We start from the raw sequence: 16,555 nt of genomic DNA, 5'->3' as shown, positions 1-16,555 counted from the left end.
CGGCCCGACTCGTTTTGAATAAAGCCCATTCTGCGTCTCTACGCTACGACCCCCGCGAGCTCTCGGATGAAGAGTTGGTGGCGCGTGCGCATGACGAGTTATTCCACATAACCCGTGCCTATGAAGAACTGATGCGTCGTTATCAGCGCACCTTGTTCAATGTGTGCGCGCGTTACTTGGGCAACGAGCGTGACGCCGATGATGTCTGCCAGGAAGTAATGCTCAAGGTCTTATATGGCCTGAAGAACTTTGAAGGTAAGTCGAAGTTCAAAACCTGGCTGTACAGCATTACCTATAACGAATGTATTACCCAATATCGCAAAGAACGGCGTAAACGCCGTCTTATTGACGCCTTAAGTTTGGATCCGCTTGAAGAAGCCTCCGAAGAAAAGACGCCAAAGCCCGAAGACAAAGGCGGTCTTGACCGTTGGCTGGTGCACGTCAATCCGATTGACCGGGAAATTCTGGTGCTACGTTTTGTCGCAGAGCTGGAGTTTCAGGAGATTGCCGACATCATGCACATGGGCTTGAGCGCGACGAAAATGCGTTATAAGCGGGCACTCGATCGGCTGCGTGATAAATTTTCTGACAATCCCGAAACTTAGTTGGAATAAAGACGTCATAGTAAGCGGTTAATTCTGGTAGAATTGCCGGCTGAGTTGTCTTGTGTCTGTCAGACAACTTACTGACCACCAAGATAGGGATTCTCGTAATGAAATTGAAAAACACTCTAGGCGCTGTTATTGGCTCGCTGTTGGCCACCTCTTCCCTGAGCGCTCTCGCTCAAGGCCAAGGCGCTGTAGAAGTGGAGGGTTTCGCCAAGAAGGAAATCTTCGACAGCGCCCGTGACTTCAAAAACAACGGCAACCTGTTCGGCGGTAGCATCGGCTACTACCTGACTGACGACGTTGAACTGCGCCTGAGCTACGACGAAGTGCACAACGCACGTGGTGAAGATGGCCGCAACATCAAGGGCTCCAACACCGCTCTGGATGCGCTGTACCACTTCAACTACGCTGGCGACGCACTGCGTCCTTACGTTTCCGCTGGCTTCTCCGATCAGAGCATCGGTCAGTCCGGTCGTAACGGTCGCAACGGTTCGACCTTCGCCAACGTTGGCGGCGGCGCCAAGTATTACTTCACTGACAACTTCTATGCCCGTGCTGGCGTTGAAGCTCAGTACAACATCGACCAAGGCGACACCGAGTGGGCTCCAAGCGTCGGTATCGGCATGAACTTCGGTGGCGGCAGCAAGCCGGCTCCAGTTGTGGCACCGGCTCCTGAGCCGATCCCAGAGCCAGTTGCTGCTGCTGAAGAGCCGCTGGAACTGGTTCGTGTTGAGCTGGACGTGAAGTTCGACTTCGACAAGGCTCAGGTCAAGCCAGAAAGCTATGGCGACATCAAAAACCTGGCTGACTTCATGAAGCAGTACCCGCAGACCACCACCGTGGTTGAAGGTCACACTGACTCCAAAGGCAGCGACGCCTACAACCAGAAACTGTCCGAGCGTCGCGCCAGCGCTGTTCGTGACGTGCTGGTCAACCAGTACGGTGTAGAACCTTCCCGCGTTAACGCTGCTGGCTACGGTGAGTCCCGTCCGGTTGCTGACAACGCTACCGACGCAGGCCGTGCTGTTAACCGCCGCGTAGAAGCTGAAGTAGAAGCTCAGATCAAGCAGTAATCGATCTGGCTGCATAGAAAACCCGGCTTCGGCCGGGTTTTTTTATGCCTGCGATAAATGCTCTGCTCCAAATCTAAATGTGGGCAATAAAAAAGCCCGCGGGTAGCGGGCGAGGGGAACTTCGCAGGAGCGCGAAGTGGTCAGGCACTGATCGCAGCGAGCTGCATGTCAGGTTGTGCGGCCACGTCGCCAATCACAAGAATGGCGGGGCTTTTCAGGCGGAAGTCGTGTGCGGCTTGTTGCATGTTTGCCAGGCTGCTGCGGCATTCGCGCTGTTCAGGCAATGAGGCGTTCTCAATCATGGCCACCGGCATGTCATTGCGCATGCCCGCTGCCAGCAGGCTTTCGCGGATTTCCGGCAACTTGGCCACGCCCATATACACCACCAGGGTGGTGCCGCTCTGCGCCAAAGCACTCCAGTTCAGGCTGCTGTCGTCCTGAGTGTGGGCGGTGATCAGGGTTACGCCACGGGCGACGCCGCGCAGGGTCAGGGGGATGCCGCAATTGGTCGCCCCAGCTAAACCTGCGGTAATGCCGTTGACCATTTCCACTTCGATACCGTGCTCGCTCAGCCAGTCGGCTTCCTCGCTGCCACGGCCGAAGATGCACGGATCACCACCTTTCAGGCGTACCACGCATTTGTCTTGGCGCGCGTAGCGCAGCATCAGACGATGGATAAATGCCTGTGGCGTGGAGCGGCAACCGCCGCGCTTGCCCACCGGCATGATCCGCGCGGTGGGGCAGTGCTCGAGCACGGCCGGGTTGACCAGATCATCGATCATCACGATCTCGGCCTGATTCAGGGCCTTTACTGCTTTGAGGGTCAGCAACTCCGGATCACCGGGGCCTGCGCCTACCAGCCAGACTTTTGCGCTCATGTTGATCTCCTCAGGCATTTGCTACCGCTGGCACGGCTTGTGTTGCCAGCAGTCGTTTGATTTCTGGTACGCAGGAGCCGCAGCTGGTGCCGCATTTCAGCTCCTGCTTGAGGCCGTTCAGGTCGAGGCCGCGTTTGATACCGGCGCACACCGAGGCTTCACTGACGTTCAGGCAGTTGCACAGGGTCTTGCTGGCGGTTTTAGCGTTGGCACTGCCTGGCGGTGTTGACAGCGGGGCGAGCAGCCAGCGGCGCAGATCGGCATCGGCCTGGCCGTCGTTCCACAGGGTTTTCAGCCAGTCGCGAGCTGCGGTTTCACCAGCCAGGCGGATCGCCGTGATGCGTCCGTCCTCGATGCGTACGCGCTTGCCGACGGCTTTGCGCGGGTCGTCATAGGCCAGCACCGGGCCCTTGTTCAGGCCGAGCAGGCGGTCGATCTGTGCCAGCAGCTCGGCCTCGGGTGCCACCGCACACGCCGCGCGGATCAGCAGAGCGGGGCGCTCGCGGCCGGTGAGTGCCAGGTTGGCGTAGGCAAACGCTTCGAACAACGGGCGCAATGCCTCGAAGCGCGACTGCACATCACCTTCGACCAGGGCAAAAAAGCTCCAGGGCAGCTCGACCTTTTCCACTTCGATGCCGGCATGTTTCAGCTCCGGCTGCTTGGACAGCGGATCGAACGCCGGCTGGGTCAGCACGTTGGTGCCCAGGCCCTTGAGAAAGCGATTGCCCCAGTGCATGGGCATATAGGCTTGGCCGCTGCGGATCGACTCATCGGCCACCACCGGGACGATCAGGCTGCCGCGGCGGCTGCGCACCTTGAGCAGATCGCCGCTTTGCAGGCGACGCCGGCGCAGTTCGTCCGGGTGCAGGCTGAGCAGCGCTTCCGGGGCGTGGCCGAACAGCTGCGCGGCCGAGCCGGTACGGCTCATGCCGTGCCACTGGTCACGCAGACGACCCGTGTTGAGGGTCAGGGAATAACGCGTCTCGCGTTTTTCCTTGGCCGCGCGAAATGGCTCGGCCTGAAACTGTGCGCGGCCGTTTGCCGTTGGGAACTGGCCGTCGCCATACAGGCGCGCAGTTCCCTGAGCCGCGCCGGCCGGGAAAGGCCATTGCTGGGGACCTTGGTGATCCAGAATCGCGTAGCTCAGCCCGGAAAGGTCGAGATCGCGTTTGGCAGTCAGGTGTTTGTATTCCTCGAACAGCGCGTCAGGGCTGTCGAAGGCGAACAGGCTGGGCAGGCCGGGGCGCAGCAGAGGTTCTAAACGGCGGGCGAAATCTGTGGTGATCGCCCAATCCGGCCGCGCCTCGGCGGGCGCTGGAACGGCGCGGCGCACATGGCTGATGCGCCGCTCGGAGTTGGTCACCGTGCCTTCCTTCTCACCCCAGCTGGCAGCGGGCAGCAGCAGGTCGGCGTAGTGGCAAGTCTCGGTGGTGAAGAAGGCTTCCTGCACCACGACGAAGGGGCAGGCGGCCAGCGCTTCATGCACCTTGTTCTGGTCCGGAAGCGACTGCGCCGGGTTGGTGCAGGCGATCCACAGCGCCTTGATCTGGCCGACGCGCACCGCCTCGAACAGTTCGATGGCGCTCAGGCCAGTGTTTTCCGGCAGTTTGTCGACGCCCCAGTAGTGGGCGACTTCGGCGCGGTGCTCGGCGTTTGCAGCTTCGCGATGGCCGGGTAGCAGGTTGCTCAGGCTACCGGTTTCGCGGCCGCCCATGGCATTGGGTTGGCCGGTGAGGGAGAACGGGCCGCTGCCGACTTTGCCGATCTGCCCGGTGGCCAGGTGCAGGTTGATCAGCGCGCTGTTCTTCGCCGAGCCTGCGCTGGATTGATTAAGGCCCATGCACCACAGCGAGAGAAAGCTCGGTGCCTGGCCGATCAACTGGGCGCACTGTTGCAGGCTTTCCACGCTGATGCCGCACAGTTCGCTGACCATCTGTGGGTTGTAGGCGTGCACCAGGCTTTTCAGGGCGTCGAAGCCCTCGGTGTGGGCGTCGATATAGCGGCGGTCGATCCAACCTTCCCACAGCAGGATATGCAGAATGCCGTGAAACAGCGCCACATCGCTGCCCGGCAGAATCGCCAGGTGCAGATCGGCCAGGTCACAGGTGTCGGTGCGCCGCGGGTCGACAACGATGACTTTCATCTGCGGGCGCTTGGCTTTGGCTTCTTCCAGACGGCGAAACAGCACCGGGTGGGCGTAGGCCATGTTGGAGCCGGCGATCAGCACACAATCGCTTTGCTCGATGTCCTCGTAGCTGCACGGCGGCGCGTCGGCACCCAGGCTGCGCTTATAGCCCACCACGGTGCTGGACATGCACAGGCGCGAGTTGCTGTCGATATTGTTGGTGCCGACCAAGGCGCGGGCCAGCTTGTTAAAGGCGTAGTAATCCTCGGTCAGCAGCTGGCCGCTGATATAGAACGCCACGCTGTCCGGGCCGTGTTCGCGGATGGTTTTGGCGAACACGTTGGCGGCGTGATCCAGGGCGTTGTCCCAATCCGTGCGAGTGCGCGCCAGGCCCTTGCCCAGACGCAGCTCCGGGTAGAGGGCGCGGGCGTCGAGGTCGCCGGTCAGGTGCAGGCTTGCGCCCTTGCTGCAGAGTTTGCCGAGGTTGGCCGGGTGGCTGGGATCGCCGGCGACGCCGAGAATCTTCTCGCCGTCGTGTTCGATCAGCACGCCGCAGCCGACACCGCAGTAGCAGCAGGTTGAAGCGGTGATTTGATTGGCCATGGCCGTTTCTCCGCGCCTACAGGGTTATGCACACTCGGCGGTGGCGACTTTCAGGGCCAGCAGCACGCGACCGTTTTCCACCTTGGCCTCATGCTTGTGCGCGCAGCCGACATCGGGTGCTACCGCCACACCGCTTTCCAGCTCGATCTGCCAGTTGTGCAGCGGGCAGGCCACGCGCTTGCCGTAGATCAGCCCCTGGGACAATGGCCCGCCCTTGTGCGGGCAGCGGTCGTCAAGGGCAAATACTTCGTCATCGGAAGTGCGAAAGATCGCGATATCGCCTCGCGGGCCGCTGATGATGCGTGAGCCGAGCACGTTGATTTCTTCCAGGGCGCAGATATCCAGCCAGTTCATACGGTGGCCTCCTCGACTTGCACGACGCTGATGCGGTCGAACTCTTTTTTCAGTTGCGGGGTTTCGATGCGTTCTTTCCACGGGTCCTGCTCGAACGACAGGGCGAACTGCAGGCGCGCATTCAACGCCTTGCGGTTGTCCTCGTCTTCCAGCACGGCCTTCTTGATGTGCTCCATGCCGACGCGCTGCATGTAGTGCACGGTGCGCTCCAGGTAGAAGGCTTCCTCGCGGTAAAGTTGGAGGAAGGCGCCGTTGTATTCGCGCACTTCTTCGGCGGTTTTCAGCTTGACGAAGAACTCGGCGACCTCGGTTTTGATCCCGCCGTTGCCACCGATGTACATCTCGAAGCCGGAGTCCACGCCGATGATGCCGACGTCCTTGATGCCGGCCTCGGCGCAGTTGCGCGGGCAGCCAGAGACGGCCAGCTTGACCTTGTGCGGCGACCACATATTGAACAGGTCGTGTTCCAGATCGATGCCCAGCTGGGTCGAGTTCTGTGTGCCAAAGCGGCAGAACTCACTGCCGACGCAGGTTTTCACGGTGCGGATGGACTTGCCGTAGGCGTGGCCCGAGGCCATGTCCAGCTCCTTCCATACGGCCGGCAGGTCTTCCTTCTTGATGCCCAGCAGGTCGATCCGCTGACCGCCGGTGACCTTGACCATCGGCACCTTGTACTTGTCGGCGACATCGGCGATGCGGCGTAGCTCAGACGGGTTGGTCACGCCGCCCCACATGCGCGGCACCACCGAGTAGGTGCCGTCTTTCTGGATGTTGGCGTGGGCGCGTTCGTTGATCAGGCGCGACTGCGGGTCGTCCTTGGCCTCGCCCGGCCAGGTGGAGATCAGGTAGTAGTTCAGCGCCGGGCGGCAGGTGGCGCAGCCGTTTGGCGTGCTCCAATGCAGCGCCGCCATGGTGTCGGCCATGCTGGTCAGGTGTTGTTCGCGAATCGCCTGGCGGATCTGCCCGTGGTTCAGCTCGCTACAGCCGCAGATGGCTTTCTCGCTTTTCGGCTTCACATCGGCGGCACCGCCGACGGTGCTGATCAGGATCTGCTCGACCAGGCCGGCGCACGAACCGCATGAGCTGGCGGCCTTGGTGTGCTTCTTCACCTCATCCACCGAGAACAGGCCATTCTCCTGGATCGCCTTGACGATGGTGCCTTTGCACACGCCGTTACAGCCGCACACTTCCATGCTGTCGGGCATGTTCGCGGTGCTGCTCTGGCCCTGGTGGCCGACGTCGCCCAGGGCGTTTTCGCCGAACATCAGGTGATCGCGGATCTCGCTGATGTTGGCCTGCTCCTTGACCTGGCGGAAGTACCAGCCGCCGTCGGCGGTGTCGCCATACAGGCAGGCACCGACGAGGATGTCGTTCTTCACCACCAGCTTCTTGTACACGCCACCAATCGGGTCGGACAGGGTGATGGTCTCGGTACCTTCGCTGCCCATGAAATCGCCGGCGGAGAACAGGTCGATGCCGGTGACCTTCAGTTTGGTCGAGGTGACCGAGCCCTGATAACGGGCGAAGCCGAGCTGGGCCAGGTGGTTGGCGCAGACCTTGGCCTGCTCGAACAGCGGTGCGACTAGGCCGTAGGCAATGCCACGGTGGTTGGCGCATTCGCCGATCGAGTAAATACGCGGATCAAAGGTCTGCATGGTGTCGTTGACCAGAATACCGCGGTTGCACGGAATGCCGGCCTTCTCGGCCAGTTCGGTGTTGGGGCGGATGCCGGCGGCCATTACCACCAGGTCGGCGGGAATCACGTCGCCACTCTTGAACTGCACGGCGCAGACGCGGCCGTCGCCGTTGTCCATCAGCTCTTCGGTCTGCTCATTCAGGCGGAAGTGGATGCCGCGGGCTTCCAGCGCGGTTTGCAGCAGCTTGCCGGCGGTTTTGTCCAGCTGACGCTCCAGCAGCCAGTCAGACAAATGCACCACGGTCACGTCCATGCCGCGCATCTTCAGGCCGTTGGCCGCCTCCAGGCCGAGCAGGCCGCCGCCGATGACCACGGCGTGGCTATGTGTTTTGGCAGTGTCGATCATGGTCTGGGTGTCGGCCACGTCGCGGTAGCCGATCACCCCGGTCAGCTTGTTGCCTGGAATCGGCAACACGAACGGGTTGGAACCGGTGGCGATGAGCAGGCGATCGTATTCGGCGCTGCTGCCGTCATCGGCAGTCACCACGCGCTTCTTGCGGTCGATGCTGACCACCTTGCGATTGAGCATCAGCTGGATGTTGTTGTCGGCGTACCAGTTGAGGTCGTTGAGGATGATTTCCTCGAAGGTCTGCTCGCCGGCCAGCACCGGCGAGAGCAGGATGCGGTTGTAGTTCGGGTGTGGCTCGGCGCCGAACACCGTAATGTCGTAGAGGTCGGGGGCAAGCTTGAGCAGCTCTTCAAGGGTGCGCACACCCGCCATGCCGTTACCGATCATCACCAGCTTGAGCTTCTGCATGCCGGCCATCTCCTGATTAAAAACGCGCAAAAACAAAAAAGGCGTCCCGCTAGTCACCTAGCGAGGACGCCTTTGTCCAAGTCCCGTTCTCTCGGGAAGTGCGGCCTTCTTCGTTGAAGGCCGCACTTTATTAAATTGTGTCAGTGCCAATGCAGGGCCTGTGCCAACATGCCTGGGCATGGATTTACTGGGCCTTGCAGTGGTTTTGCCTGAGGGTTTTAGCGATTTACGCACCCTTTCAAGGCGGCTTGCGCTGGATTGGTGCGTGCTTTACCTCAGTGCATCAGGCTGATCAGCAGCACCAGATTCAGCACCAGGGAAAACAGCGCCAGGCCACGCCAGACGCGCAATGGCTCACGCTCAAGCAATGGCCGAGGGCGGCTGCTGATGGCCTGGCGTTCGCCCTGTTCAAGGTTGTGCAGCCACTCTTCGGCTGTTTCATAGCGTTGCTGCGGATCGGCATTCAGCGCTCGCGCCAGGTTGTCATCGAGCCAGCCGGGGAGGTCCGGTCGGTAGCGACTGGCTGCTGTGGGCTGGCCGAAGCGTGGGTGCTGAAAGGCTTCGATCTCCCCATAGGGGTAATGCCCGGTGAGCAGTTGGTACAGCGTTACGCCGGCGCTGTAGAGGTCTTGCTGCGGCCCTGGCACGGCCCCGGTAAAAGCTTCCGGGGCGATATAGCTGGGTGTGCCGGGCAGCTCGTTGGCTTCATCACGGCTCAGGCCGGGGCAGTAGGCCAGGCCGAAATCCACGATGCGCAACTCGCCATCATCACCCCACAGCAGGTTCTCCGGTTTGATGTCGCGGTGCAGGATATTGCGCCGGTGCAGCATGCCCAGCGCCTTGAGCAGACGTGGGGCGATATCCAGCCATTGCGCCAGACCGAGCGGGCCGTTCAGACGCAGGTGTTCGGCGAGTGTCTGGCCGGGGTATTCACGTTGCACGTAGTACAGGTGCTGACGTTGCGGCAGGGCATGCACCTCGGCGAAGCAGCGCCCGGCCACGCGGCGCAGAAACCATTCTTCTAGCAGGAGCGCGGGGCCAGCCTGGGTTTCATCCGCTCGGCTACTGGGCAGGGTTTTCAGCAGCCAGCGCCGGCCCTGGGTGTCACGCACGCGGTAGAGCAGGGACTGACGCGATTCACTCAGCAGGCGCTCGACCTGCCAGCCTTCAAAGGCCTGACCTTCGCGCAGCCTGGGCGGCAGGGGCCAGTGCTGCAGTTGCGCCAGGGTGTCAGCCAGATCGCTCTGCGGCAGTGTCTCGACCCGCAGCAGCAGGGCGCTGGCGTTGTCCTGGCTGCCGGCCAGGTGCGCGGCGCGGACCAGGGCGCGGCTGGCGGCCGGGAGGTCCGGCTCGTCACGCAGAATCGCCTGAATGCCGGCATCACCGAGGCTGGCCCAGACCCCGTCGCTGACCAGGGCAAAGCACTCGCCCTGGCGCAGTTCGCCGTCGAGGTAATCCATCACCAGGTGCTGATCCAGGCCCATGGCGCGTTTGAGCACATGCTGCATGCCTGGCTGTTCCCACACATGGTCTTCACTGAGCCGTTCAAGACGCCCGGCAAACCAGCGGTAGGCACGGCAATCGCCAATATGCGCGAGGGTAAAGCGTCTGCCGCGCAGTATCAGCGCGCTGAGGGTAGTGAGCAGCGGCTGGCCGCCGCCATTGGCTTGCAGCCAGCGGTTATGTGCTACCAGGATGCGTTCCAGCGACTGGGTAACGGCCCAGGTTTCCGGGGTCGAGTAATAGTCCAGGGCCAGCGCCTGCAAGGTGGCGCGGGCGGCCAGGCCACCATCGGCGCACTGGCTGACACCATCGGCCAGGGCGAACAGGTAGCCCTTGCTGGCCGCCAGCGCCGGGGCCGGCGTCACGATGCGCAAGGCATCCTGATTCTCAGTGCGTGGCCCGGTGGCACTGGCTTCGCCGAAGCTCAGCTGCAGGGCCGACGCTGTTGGCTCGGACATCGGCTTTATACCCGTGCGGCCGTGACGGCCGCGCTGCCCCAGGTAGTGCGCCAGCGGCTTTTCACGCTGAGCAGGCCGAACCAGGCCAGTACACCCAGACTGGCGAACAGCCACAGGCCCAACTGGTAATCACCGGTCTGCTGCTTGATGGTGCCCAGGCCGGCGGCCAGGAGAAAACCGCCGATGCCGCCGGCCATGCCGATCAGCCCGGTCATTACGCCGATTTCCTTGCGAAAGCGCTGCGGTACCAGTTGGAACACCGCGCCGTTACCGGCGCCAAGGCCAAGCATGGCGGTGACGAACAGCGTCAGCGCGGCGGCCGAGCTGTCCAGGTTGAAGCCCACTGCGGCGATGCTCAGCGAGGCCAGGGTGTACATCATCAGCAGCGAGCGAATGCCGCCGATACGGTCGGCCAGTGCGCCGCCCAATGGGCGCATCAGGCTGCCGGCGCAGACACAGGCGGCGGTGTAGTAGCCGGCAGTCACCGGGTTCAGGCCGTACTGGTCGTTGAAGTAACCGGGCAGGGCGCTGGCCAGGCCGATAAAGCCGCCGAAGGTCACACTGTAGAAAAACATAAACCACCAGCTGTCGCGGTCACCCAGGGCTTTCAGGTAGTCGGCCAGGGCTTTGGGCTTGGGCTGCTCGGGGGCGTTCTTGGCCAGCAGGGCAAAGATCAGCAGGGTCGCCAGCAGTGGGATCAGCGCCCAGCCGAAGACGTTCTGCCAGCCAAACAGCGCGGCCAGCCCGGGGGCGAACAAGGCGGCCAGCACAGTGCCGGAGTTGCCGGCACCGGCAATGCCCATGGCCTTGCCCTGATGCTGCGGCGGATACCACTGCGAAGCCAGGGGCAGGGCCACGGCAAAGGCCGCGCCGGCAAAACCAAGGAACAGGCCGAGCAGCAGGGCCTGTTCATAGCTGCTGATGCCGATCTGCCAGGCACAGAACAGCGCCACGATGACGATCACCTGGCCAATCAGGCCCGCGCTCTTGGGCGATAGGCGATCAGCCAGGAAACCCATCAGCAAACGCAGCACGGCACCGGCGAGAATCGGAGTGGCGACCATCAAACCGCGTTGCTGGGCGGTCAGGTCGAGATCGGTGGCAATCTGCACAGCCAACGGGCCGAGCACGTACCAGACCATAAAACTCAGATCGAAATAGAGGAAGGCGGCAAACAGCGTTGGAGTGTGGCCGGCTTTCCAGAAACTCGTATTCATCGCAAACCTCGTTCAGCAGATAAGGGTCCCGGCCGGGTGCAGTTCGCCATGATCGTGGGCATGGCGGCTGCAACCCGCCGGGGAGGTGATGCACTTGTGGTGCGCCACCCTGGGGCCGAAGCCTCAGTCGGGTTGAGAGAGTTACCAGCGCCAACCCTGGATCGCAGGGCAGGTGCCAGCCCCAAACGCTGGGGCGTAAAACGCAAAACGCCGCATACACCGAAGGCCCTTGGGCGTGGTGGATGCGACGTCTTTGTCGTTTGTTAAGCAGCCGCCATTGGCTACTTGTGGGGTTGTCTTAGCAAGAGCTGCGCCAAGGCTGCAGATGCCGGTTTACCTGGCTGTTGTGGGTGGGGTGCGCTGCAAAATGAGGCGTAATGTGATGGAGGTGCTCCTGAATGGGGCGCAGAGCCTGTGCCCGGTGCGGCACCAGGTGTCGAGGAGGCAGGCCAAGAGGCCTTGGTCAGCCGTCGCTGTATCAGTGGTGACTGCGTACAGCTTTGCAGGTGGCATCCAGTGCGGCAGCACTCAAGGCTTGTGTGGGAAGTGGAAGGGTCAGAAGGGCCAGAGCGAGTAGGTTGCTCAACAGCCCGGCGTGGCGGACATGGCTGCGCGTGGTTGGCATAGCGATTCCCCTGCTTTTGTTGTTCTGCCTAAGGCGTAGCAGAGGATGTGCCAGCTGTCACGTTGAGGGCTGGTTAATTGTTGATCAGCCTTACGGCTGATCCAGCCAGTTGACCTTGCTGAAGGTGGCGCTGAAGGCCGCCGGCATCGGCACCACCTTGCCCAGTTTGTAGTTGAAGAAGACAAAGCCCGACTTGGCCATGGCCACCAGGCTGCCATCGGCCGGGCGGGTGATGCGGAAGGTGATATCACCGCCGTACTTGTTGAAATCCATCACGCCGACCTCGAATAGCAACTGGTCGCGGGCGTGGGCTTCGGCGCGGTAGGTGGTGGCCAGGTCGGTGACGATGATCCCGGTACCATCTTCCTGGGTTTCGACGATGCCGAACTCGAACAGAAAGCGCGCCCGCGCTTCGGAGATCATCGAAATCATCGAGTCATTGCCCAGGTGATTGGCGGCATTGATGTCGGTCACCCGCACGGTCAGGTGGGTGCTGTAGCAGAACTGGTCTTCGGGGAATTCAAGGGTCAGGCGGGCCATGCCAGCATCCGGTCGTCAGTCAAAGGTGGCGAATGTTAACCCTGTTCGCATCTGCCGGGCAGACGCTGATGCAGGTCACGGGCAAACCGGCGATGATCTGCCAATCATCCAGATGGCATGGGGCAGAGGTCAGGTATGAGACTCGGACGATTGAGCAGCGGCGCGCTGCTGATGCTTTTGTGGGTAGTGGATGTGCAGGCGCAGGGGCTGCGCGATGCCCTGAGTGACCGGCGCAGTGCCAGGAGCGCCGCGCAGCTCGGCGCCGAGCTGCTGGCTGATCTGCCGTATGTCACGCACGCGCGTCAGCGCCTGGATGTTTACCGTCCACTGCAGGCCAACTCAGCACCGATTCTGCTGATGGTGCACGGCGGTGCCTGGAGCAAGGGCGACAAACGCATGGGTCGGGTGGTGGAGAACAAGCTGGCGCGCTGGCTACCTCAGGGCTATCTGTTTGTCTCGGTGAACTATCGCCTGCTGCCGGATGCGATGCCCATTCAGCAGGCCGAGGACATAGCCCAGGCGCTGAGCTATGTGCAGCAGCACGCGCGGCAGTGGGGAGGGGACCCGCAGCGGGTGGTATTGCTGGGGCATTCGGCCGGTGCGCATCTGGTCAGTTTGCTGAGTGCCGATGATGCCATTGCCAAGCGGTATGCCGCGCAGCCTTGGCTCGGTACGGTGGCGCTGGACAGCGCAGCCTTTGATGTCGACAGCATCATGCGTGGTAAACATTACCGCCTGTACGACCAGGCGTTTGGCGCGGAGCCCAAGTACTGGCGCATTGCTTCGCCGTATTGGCGTTTACAGCCGGTCGGTGCGCCGCTGCTGGCGGTGTGTTCAAGCAAGCGCGAGGAGGCATGCCGTCAGGCTGAAGGCTTTGCCGAACGCGGTCAAAAGATGGGGAGGCAGGTCGAGGTTTTACCGCTGGCGCTTTCGCATGGCGAGATCAATGGGCAACTGGGCGAGCCTGGTGCATATACCGATGCGGTTGAATCCTTCTTCAACCGCATCGGTGCCACAGCAAAACCTTAAGCTGCCGGGCGCTGCTGACGCTGGTAGAGAAACTCCAGCACGGCGGTGCGGTAGGCGTGATAGTGCGGGTCGTTGGCCAGGGCCAGGCGATCGCGCGGGCGCGCCAGCTCGACCTTGACGATATCGCCCACGGTCGCCGCCGGGCCGTTGGTCATCATCACGATGCGATCCGACAGCAGCACGGCTTCGTCAACATCATGGGTGACCATCACCACCGTGCTGTGGGTTTCGCCGACAATGCGCAGCAACTCGTCCTGCAGGTGCGCGCGGGTCAGGGCATCCAGCGCGCCGAAGGGTTCATCCATCAGCAGCACTTTGGGCTGCATGGCCAGGGCGCGGGCGATACCGACACGCTGTTTCATGCCGCCGGAGATTTCATTGGGGTGCTTGTAGGTGGCGTGGCTCAGGCCAACCATGGCCAGCGCCGCTTCGGTGCGCTCCTTGAGCTGGGCCTTGCTTTCCTTGCCAGCGAAGACCTTTTCCACCGCCAGGTAGACATTGCCGTAGCAGGTCATCCAGGGCAGCAGGCTGTGGTTCTGAAACACCACACCGCGCTCAGGACCCGGGCCGTCGATCTCGCGGCCGTTGCAGATCAGGCCGCCTTCACTGGCCTCCAACAGGCCGGCGATCAGGTTGAGAACCGTGGATTTACCGCAACCGGAGTGGCCGATCAGGGTGACGAATTCGCCCTTGGCAATGCTCAGGTTGACGTCGCTGAGCGCCTGAAAGCGGCCTTTCTTGGTGTCGAAGTGTTTGCTGACGTTGGTCAGCTCGACGAACTTGTCCATGGCGAACTCCTTAGTTGGCGTAGTCAAAGCGCTTGGCCAGCAGGAGCAGGGCTTGCTCCAGAGCCAGTCCGACCAGGCCGACGATGATGATGGCGATGAGGATGTGTTCGACGTTGAGGTTGTTCCACTCATCCCACACCCAGAAGCCCAGGCCAGTGCCGCCGGTGAGCATTTCCGCGGCGACAATCACCAGCCAGGCCACGCCAATGGCCAGACGAATGCCGGTCATCAGGTGCGGCAATACGGCGGGAAACAGGATGCGCGTGAGCACCTTGAACTCCGACAGCTTGAGCACGCGGGCCACGTTCAAATAGTCCTGCGGCACGCTGGCCACCCCGGCTGCGGTGTTAAGGATGATTGGCCAGATTGAACTGATAAAGATCACCCAGATCGACGCCGGGCCTGCGGCTTCGAACACCAGCAGACCAATCGGCAGCCAGGCCAGCGGCGACACCGGGCGCAGCAGGCTGATGATCGGCGAGAGCATGCCGGCGAGAAAGACAAAGCGGCCGATGGCAAAGCCCAGTGGAATGCCGATCAGCGCCGCCAAGCCAAAGCCGATGCCGACGCGGCCCAGCGAATGCAGGATGTTCCAGCCGATGCCCATGTCGTTGGGGCCGTTGTCATAGAACGGGTCAGCGAACAGCTCCAGGGCCGATAGCCAGGTGCTCAGCGGGCCGGGCAGGCCCTCGCTCTTGCTTGCAAGCAATGCCCATAGGCCGATAAACAGCATGATGCCTAGCACTGGCGGAATAAGCGCTTTGAGCGCATTTTGCAGAGCCGCTGTGCCGGGTAGGCTCAGGCGTGTGGCTGTTGTGCTGGGTAACGCCTGGGGAAGTGGGGTTTTCAATGGTGCATTCATCATGATGCTCCCTGTCAGGCTTTGATCGCGAATGAATTGGCATAGGCCGCCGGGTCCGCACCATTCCACACGCTGCCATCAATCAGCGTGCTGCTGCGCAGCGAACTGGCCGGCACGGGGATGTTCAGCGCGCTGGCGGCTTCCTTGTACAGCGCCACCTGATTGACCCCGGCGGCGACGGCGGCGTAGTTCGGGTCTTGCTTGATCAGGCCCCAGCGCTTGAACTGGGTCATAAACCACATGCCGTCGGAGTGGTAGGGGAAGTTGACTGCGCCGTCCTTATGGAAAGCCATGGCATGGTCGTCCTTCCAGCTGTTGCCCAGGCCGTCCTCGTAGTGGCTGAGGAAGCGTGGCTCGATCACCTTGACCGGTGCGTTGACGTAGGCCTTGCCGGCAATCAGCTTGGCGGTGCTCTTGCGGTTTTCTTCGCTGGCTTCGATAAACCGGCTGGCATCCAGCACCGCCATGACCAGCGCGCGGGCCGTATTGGGGTATTGCTCGACAAAGGCGCGGCTGGTGCCGAGGACCTTTTCCGGGTGGTCCGGCCAGATCTGCTGGGTGGTCACGGCGGTGAAACCGATCTTGTCAGCAATGGCCCGTGCGCCCCAGGGCTCGCCGACGCAGAATCCGTCCATATTGCCGACGCGCATATTGGCGACCATCTGCGGTGGTGGCACGACGATGGTTTTCACGTCGCTCATCGGGTTGATGCCCAGGCTGGCCAGCCAGTAATACAGCCACATGGCGTGGGTGCCGGTGGGGAAGGTCTGGGCGAAGGTCAGCGGGTTGCCGCCTTTTTTCACATGCTCGGCCAGTTGCGCACCGTTGGTCACGCCGGCCTCTTTGAGCTGCTTGGAGAGGGTGATGGCCTGGCCGTTGTGGTTCAGCCCCATCAGCACCGCCATGTCCTTCTGCGGCCCGGCGATGCCCAGCTGCGCGCCGTACATCATGCCGTACAGCACGTGGGCGGCATCCAGCTCGCCGGTGTTGAGTTTGTCGCGCACCCCGGCCCAGGAAGCTTCCTTGCTTGGGATGATGCTCAGGCCATATTTCTCGCCAAAGCCCTGGGTGGCGGCGACCACCACCGATGCGCAATCGGTGAGTGGGATAAAACCGACTTTCAGCGCGGCTTTCTCCGGTGCATCGGAACCGGCAGCCCAGGCTGCGCTGCGCAGGCTTGCCGGTGCGCTCAGGCCCAGAGCGGCAACACCACCGACGGTGCCGGCGACGGCAATTGAGGTTTTCAGGAAATTGCGGCGGCTGTGCAGGCTTGGGTGCTTCGAATCACGATCAGTCATAGGTCTGTCCTTTCTGGCCGATAAAACGGCTGAAACAAAAAACGGCGTACGCCAGGCCACCTCGATTGAAGTGACCTGACGGACGCCGTTGTCCGTGATCCGCGGCTCACCGCCGTTGGTGGGCTGCGCAGGAATCTTGCG

The 16,555-nt window shown here is 62.1% G+C and carries 13 protein-coding genes; 3 read left to right on the top strand and 10 right to left on the bottom strand.

The window, feature by feature from the left end:
• Positions 1-14 precede the first annotated feature (14 nt).
• Positions 15-605 carry an RNA polymerase sigma factor SigX gene (gene sigX / locus IOD17_RS10950; protein WP_233685123.1) on the top strand — a complete coding sequence of 197 codons (591 nt, stop codon included), beginning with the start codon at positions 15-17 and terminating at the stop codon, positions 603-605.
• 107 nt (positions 606-712) lie between these two features.
• Positions 713-1,681, top strand: coding sequence for an OmpA family protein (locus IOD17_RS10945; RefSeq protein ID WP_233685122.1), 969 nt, complete (start codon positions 713-715; stop codon positions 1,679-1,681).
• A gap of 140 nt (positions 1,682-1,821) precedes the next feature.
• Here the strand turns inward: IOD17_RS10945 and cobA are convergent, their stop codons facing one another.
• The 7 genes from cobA to IOD17_RS10910 form a co-directional block, all read right to left on the bottom strand.
• Positions 1,822-2,559: a uroporphyrinogen-III C-methyltransferase gene (gene cobA, locus IOD17_RS10940; protein WP_233685121.1), complete on the bottom strand. Its 738-nt coding sequence runs from the start codon at positions 2,557-2,559 to the stop codon at positions 1,822-1,824.
• Positions 2,560-2,569: 10 nt separating this feature from the next.
• Positions 2,570-5,287 carry a nitrate reductase gene (locus IOD17_RS10935; protein ID WP_233685120.1) on the bottom strand — a complete coding sequence of 906 codons (2,718 nt, stop codon included), beginning with the start codon at positions 5,285-5,287 and terminating at the stop codon, positions 2,570-2,572.
• Positions 5,288-5,311: 24 nt separating this feature from the next.
• On the bottom strand, positions 5,312-5,641 hold the full coding sequence (nirD, locus tag IOD17_RS10930) for a nitrite reductase small subunit NirD (protein ID WP_233685119.1): 330 nt from the start codon (positions 5,639-5,641) through the stop codon (positions 5,312-5,314).
• Complete coding sequence (gene nirB, locus IOD17_RS10925; RefSeq protein WP_233685118.1) at positions 5,638-8,094, bottom strand: nitrite reductase large subunit NirB; 2,457 nt, start codon at positions 8,092-8,094, stop codon at positions 5,638-5,640. The genes nirD and nirB overlap by 4 nt, the downstream gene beginning before the upstream one ends.
• 275 nt (positions 8,095-8,369) lie before the next feature.
• The gene (locus IOD17_RS10920; RefSeq protein WP_233685117.1) at positions 8,370-10,055 is read right to left on the bottom strand and encodes a bifunctional protein-serine/threonine kinase/phosphatase; all 1,686 of its coding nucleotides are present in this window, start codon (positions 10,053-10,055) and stop codon (positions 8,370-8,372) included.
• A gap of 5 nt (positions 10,056-10,060) precedes the next feature.
• Positions 10,061-11,272, bottom strand: a complete 1,212-nt coding sequence (locus IOD17_RS10915; RefSeq protein ID WP_233685116.1) for a nitrate/nitrite transporter — start codon at positions 11,270-11,272, stop codon at positions 10,061-10,063.
• 715 nt (positions 11,273-11,987) lie between these two features.
• Positions 11,988-12,437: a thioesterase family protein gene (locus IOD17_RS10910; RefSeq protein ID WP_233685115.1), complete on the bottom strand. Its 450-nt coding sequence runs from the start codon at positions 12,435-12,437 to the stop codon at positions 11,988-11,990.
• 135 nt (positions 12,438-12,572) lie between these two features.
• Between IOD17_RS10910 and IOD17_RS10905 the strand changes: the two genes are divergently transcribed.
• Positions 12,573-13,466 (top strand): alpha/beta hydrolase, encoded by an 894-nt coding sequence (locus IOD17_RS10905; protein ID WP_233685114.1) that lies wholly within the window; start codon positions 12,573-12,575, stop codon positions 13,464-13,466.
• Here IOD17_RS10905 and IOD17_RS10900 read toward each other — a convergent pair.
• The 3 genes from IOD17_RS10900 to IOD17_RS10890 are packed head-to-tail and all read right to left on the bottom strand — an operon-like array spanning position 13,463 to position 16,414.
• The gene (locus tag IOD17_RS10900; RefSeq protein WP_233685113.1) at positions 13,463-14,254 is read right to left on the bottom strand and encodes an ABC transporter ATP-binding protein; all 792 of its coding nucleotides are present in this window, start codon (positions 14,252-14,254) and stop codon (positions 13,463-13,465) included. The two genes, IOD17_RS10905 and IOD17_RS10900, sit on opposite strands and share 4 nt — an antisense overlap.
• A gap of 10 nt (positions 14,255-14,264) precedes the next feature.
• Positions 14,265-15,116 (bottom strand): nitrate ABC transporter permease, encoded by an 852-nt coding sequence (ntrB, locus tag IOD17_RS10895; RefSeq protein WP_233685112.1) that lies wholly within the window; start codon positions 15,114-15,116, stop codon positions 14,265-14,267.
• A gap of 14 nt (positions 15,117-15,130) precedes the next feature.
• A complete protein-coding gene (locus tag IOD17_RS10890; protein ID WP_233685111.1) occupies positions 15,131-16,414 on the bottom strand; it encodes a CmpA/NrtA family ABC transporter substrate-binding protein in 1,284 nt (427 codons plus the stop codon).
• Positions 16,415-16,555 lie beyond the last annotated feature (141 nt).

This window comes from Pseudomonas anguilliseptica, assembly GCF_021375795.1.
GTDB lineage: Bacteria > Pseudomonadota > Gammaproteobacteria > Pseudomonadales > Pseudomonadaceae > Aquipseudomonas > Aquipseudomonas anguilliseptica_A.
Note: the sequence above shows the minus strand (reverse complement) of the source record. Positions and strands in the feature narration are given on the sequence as shown.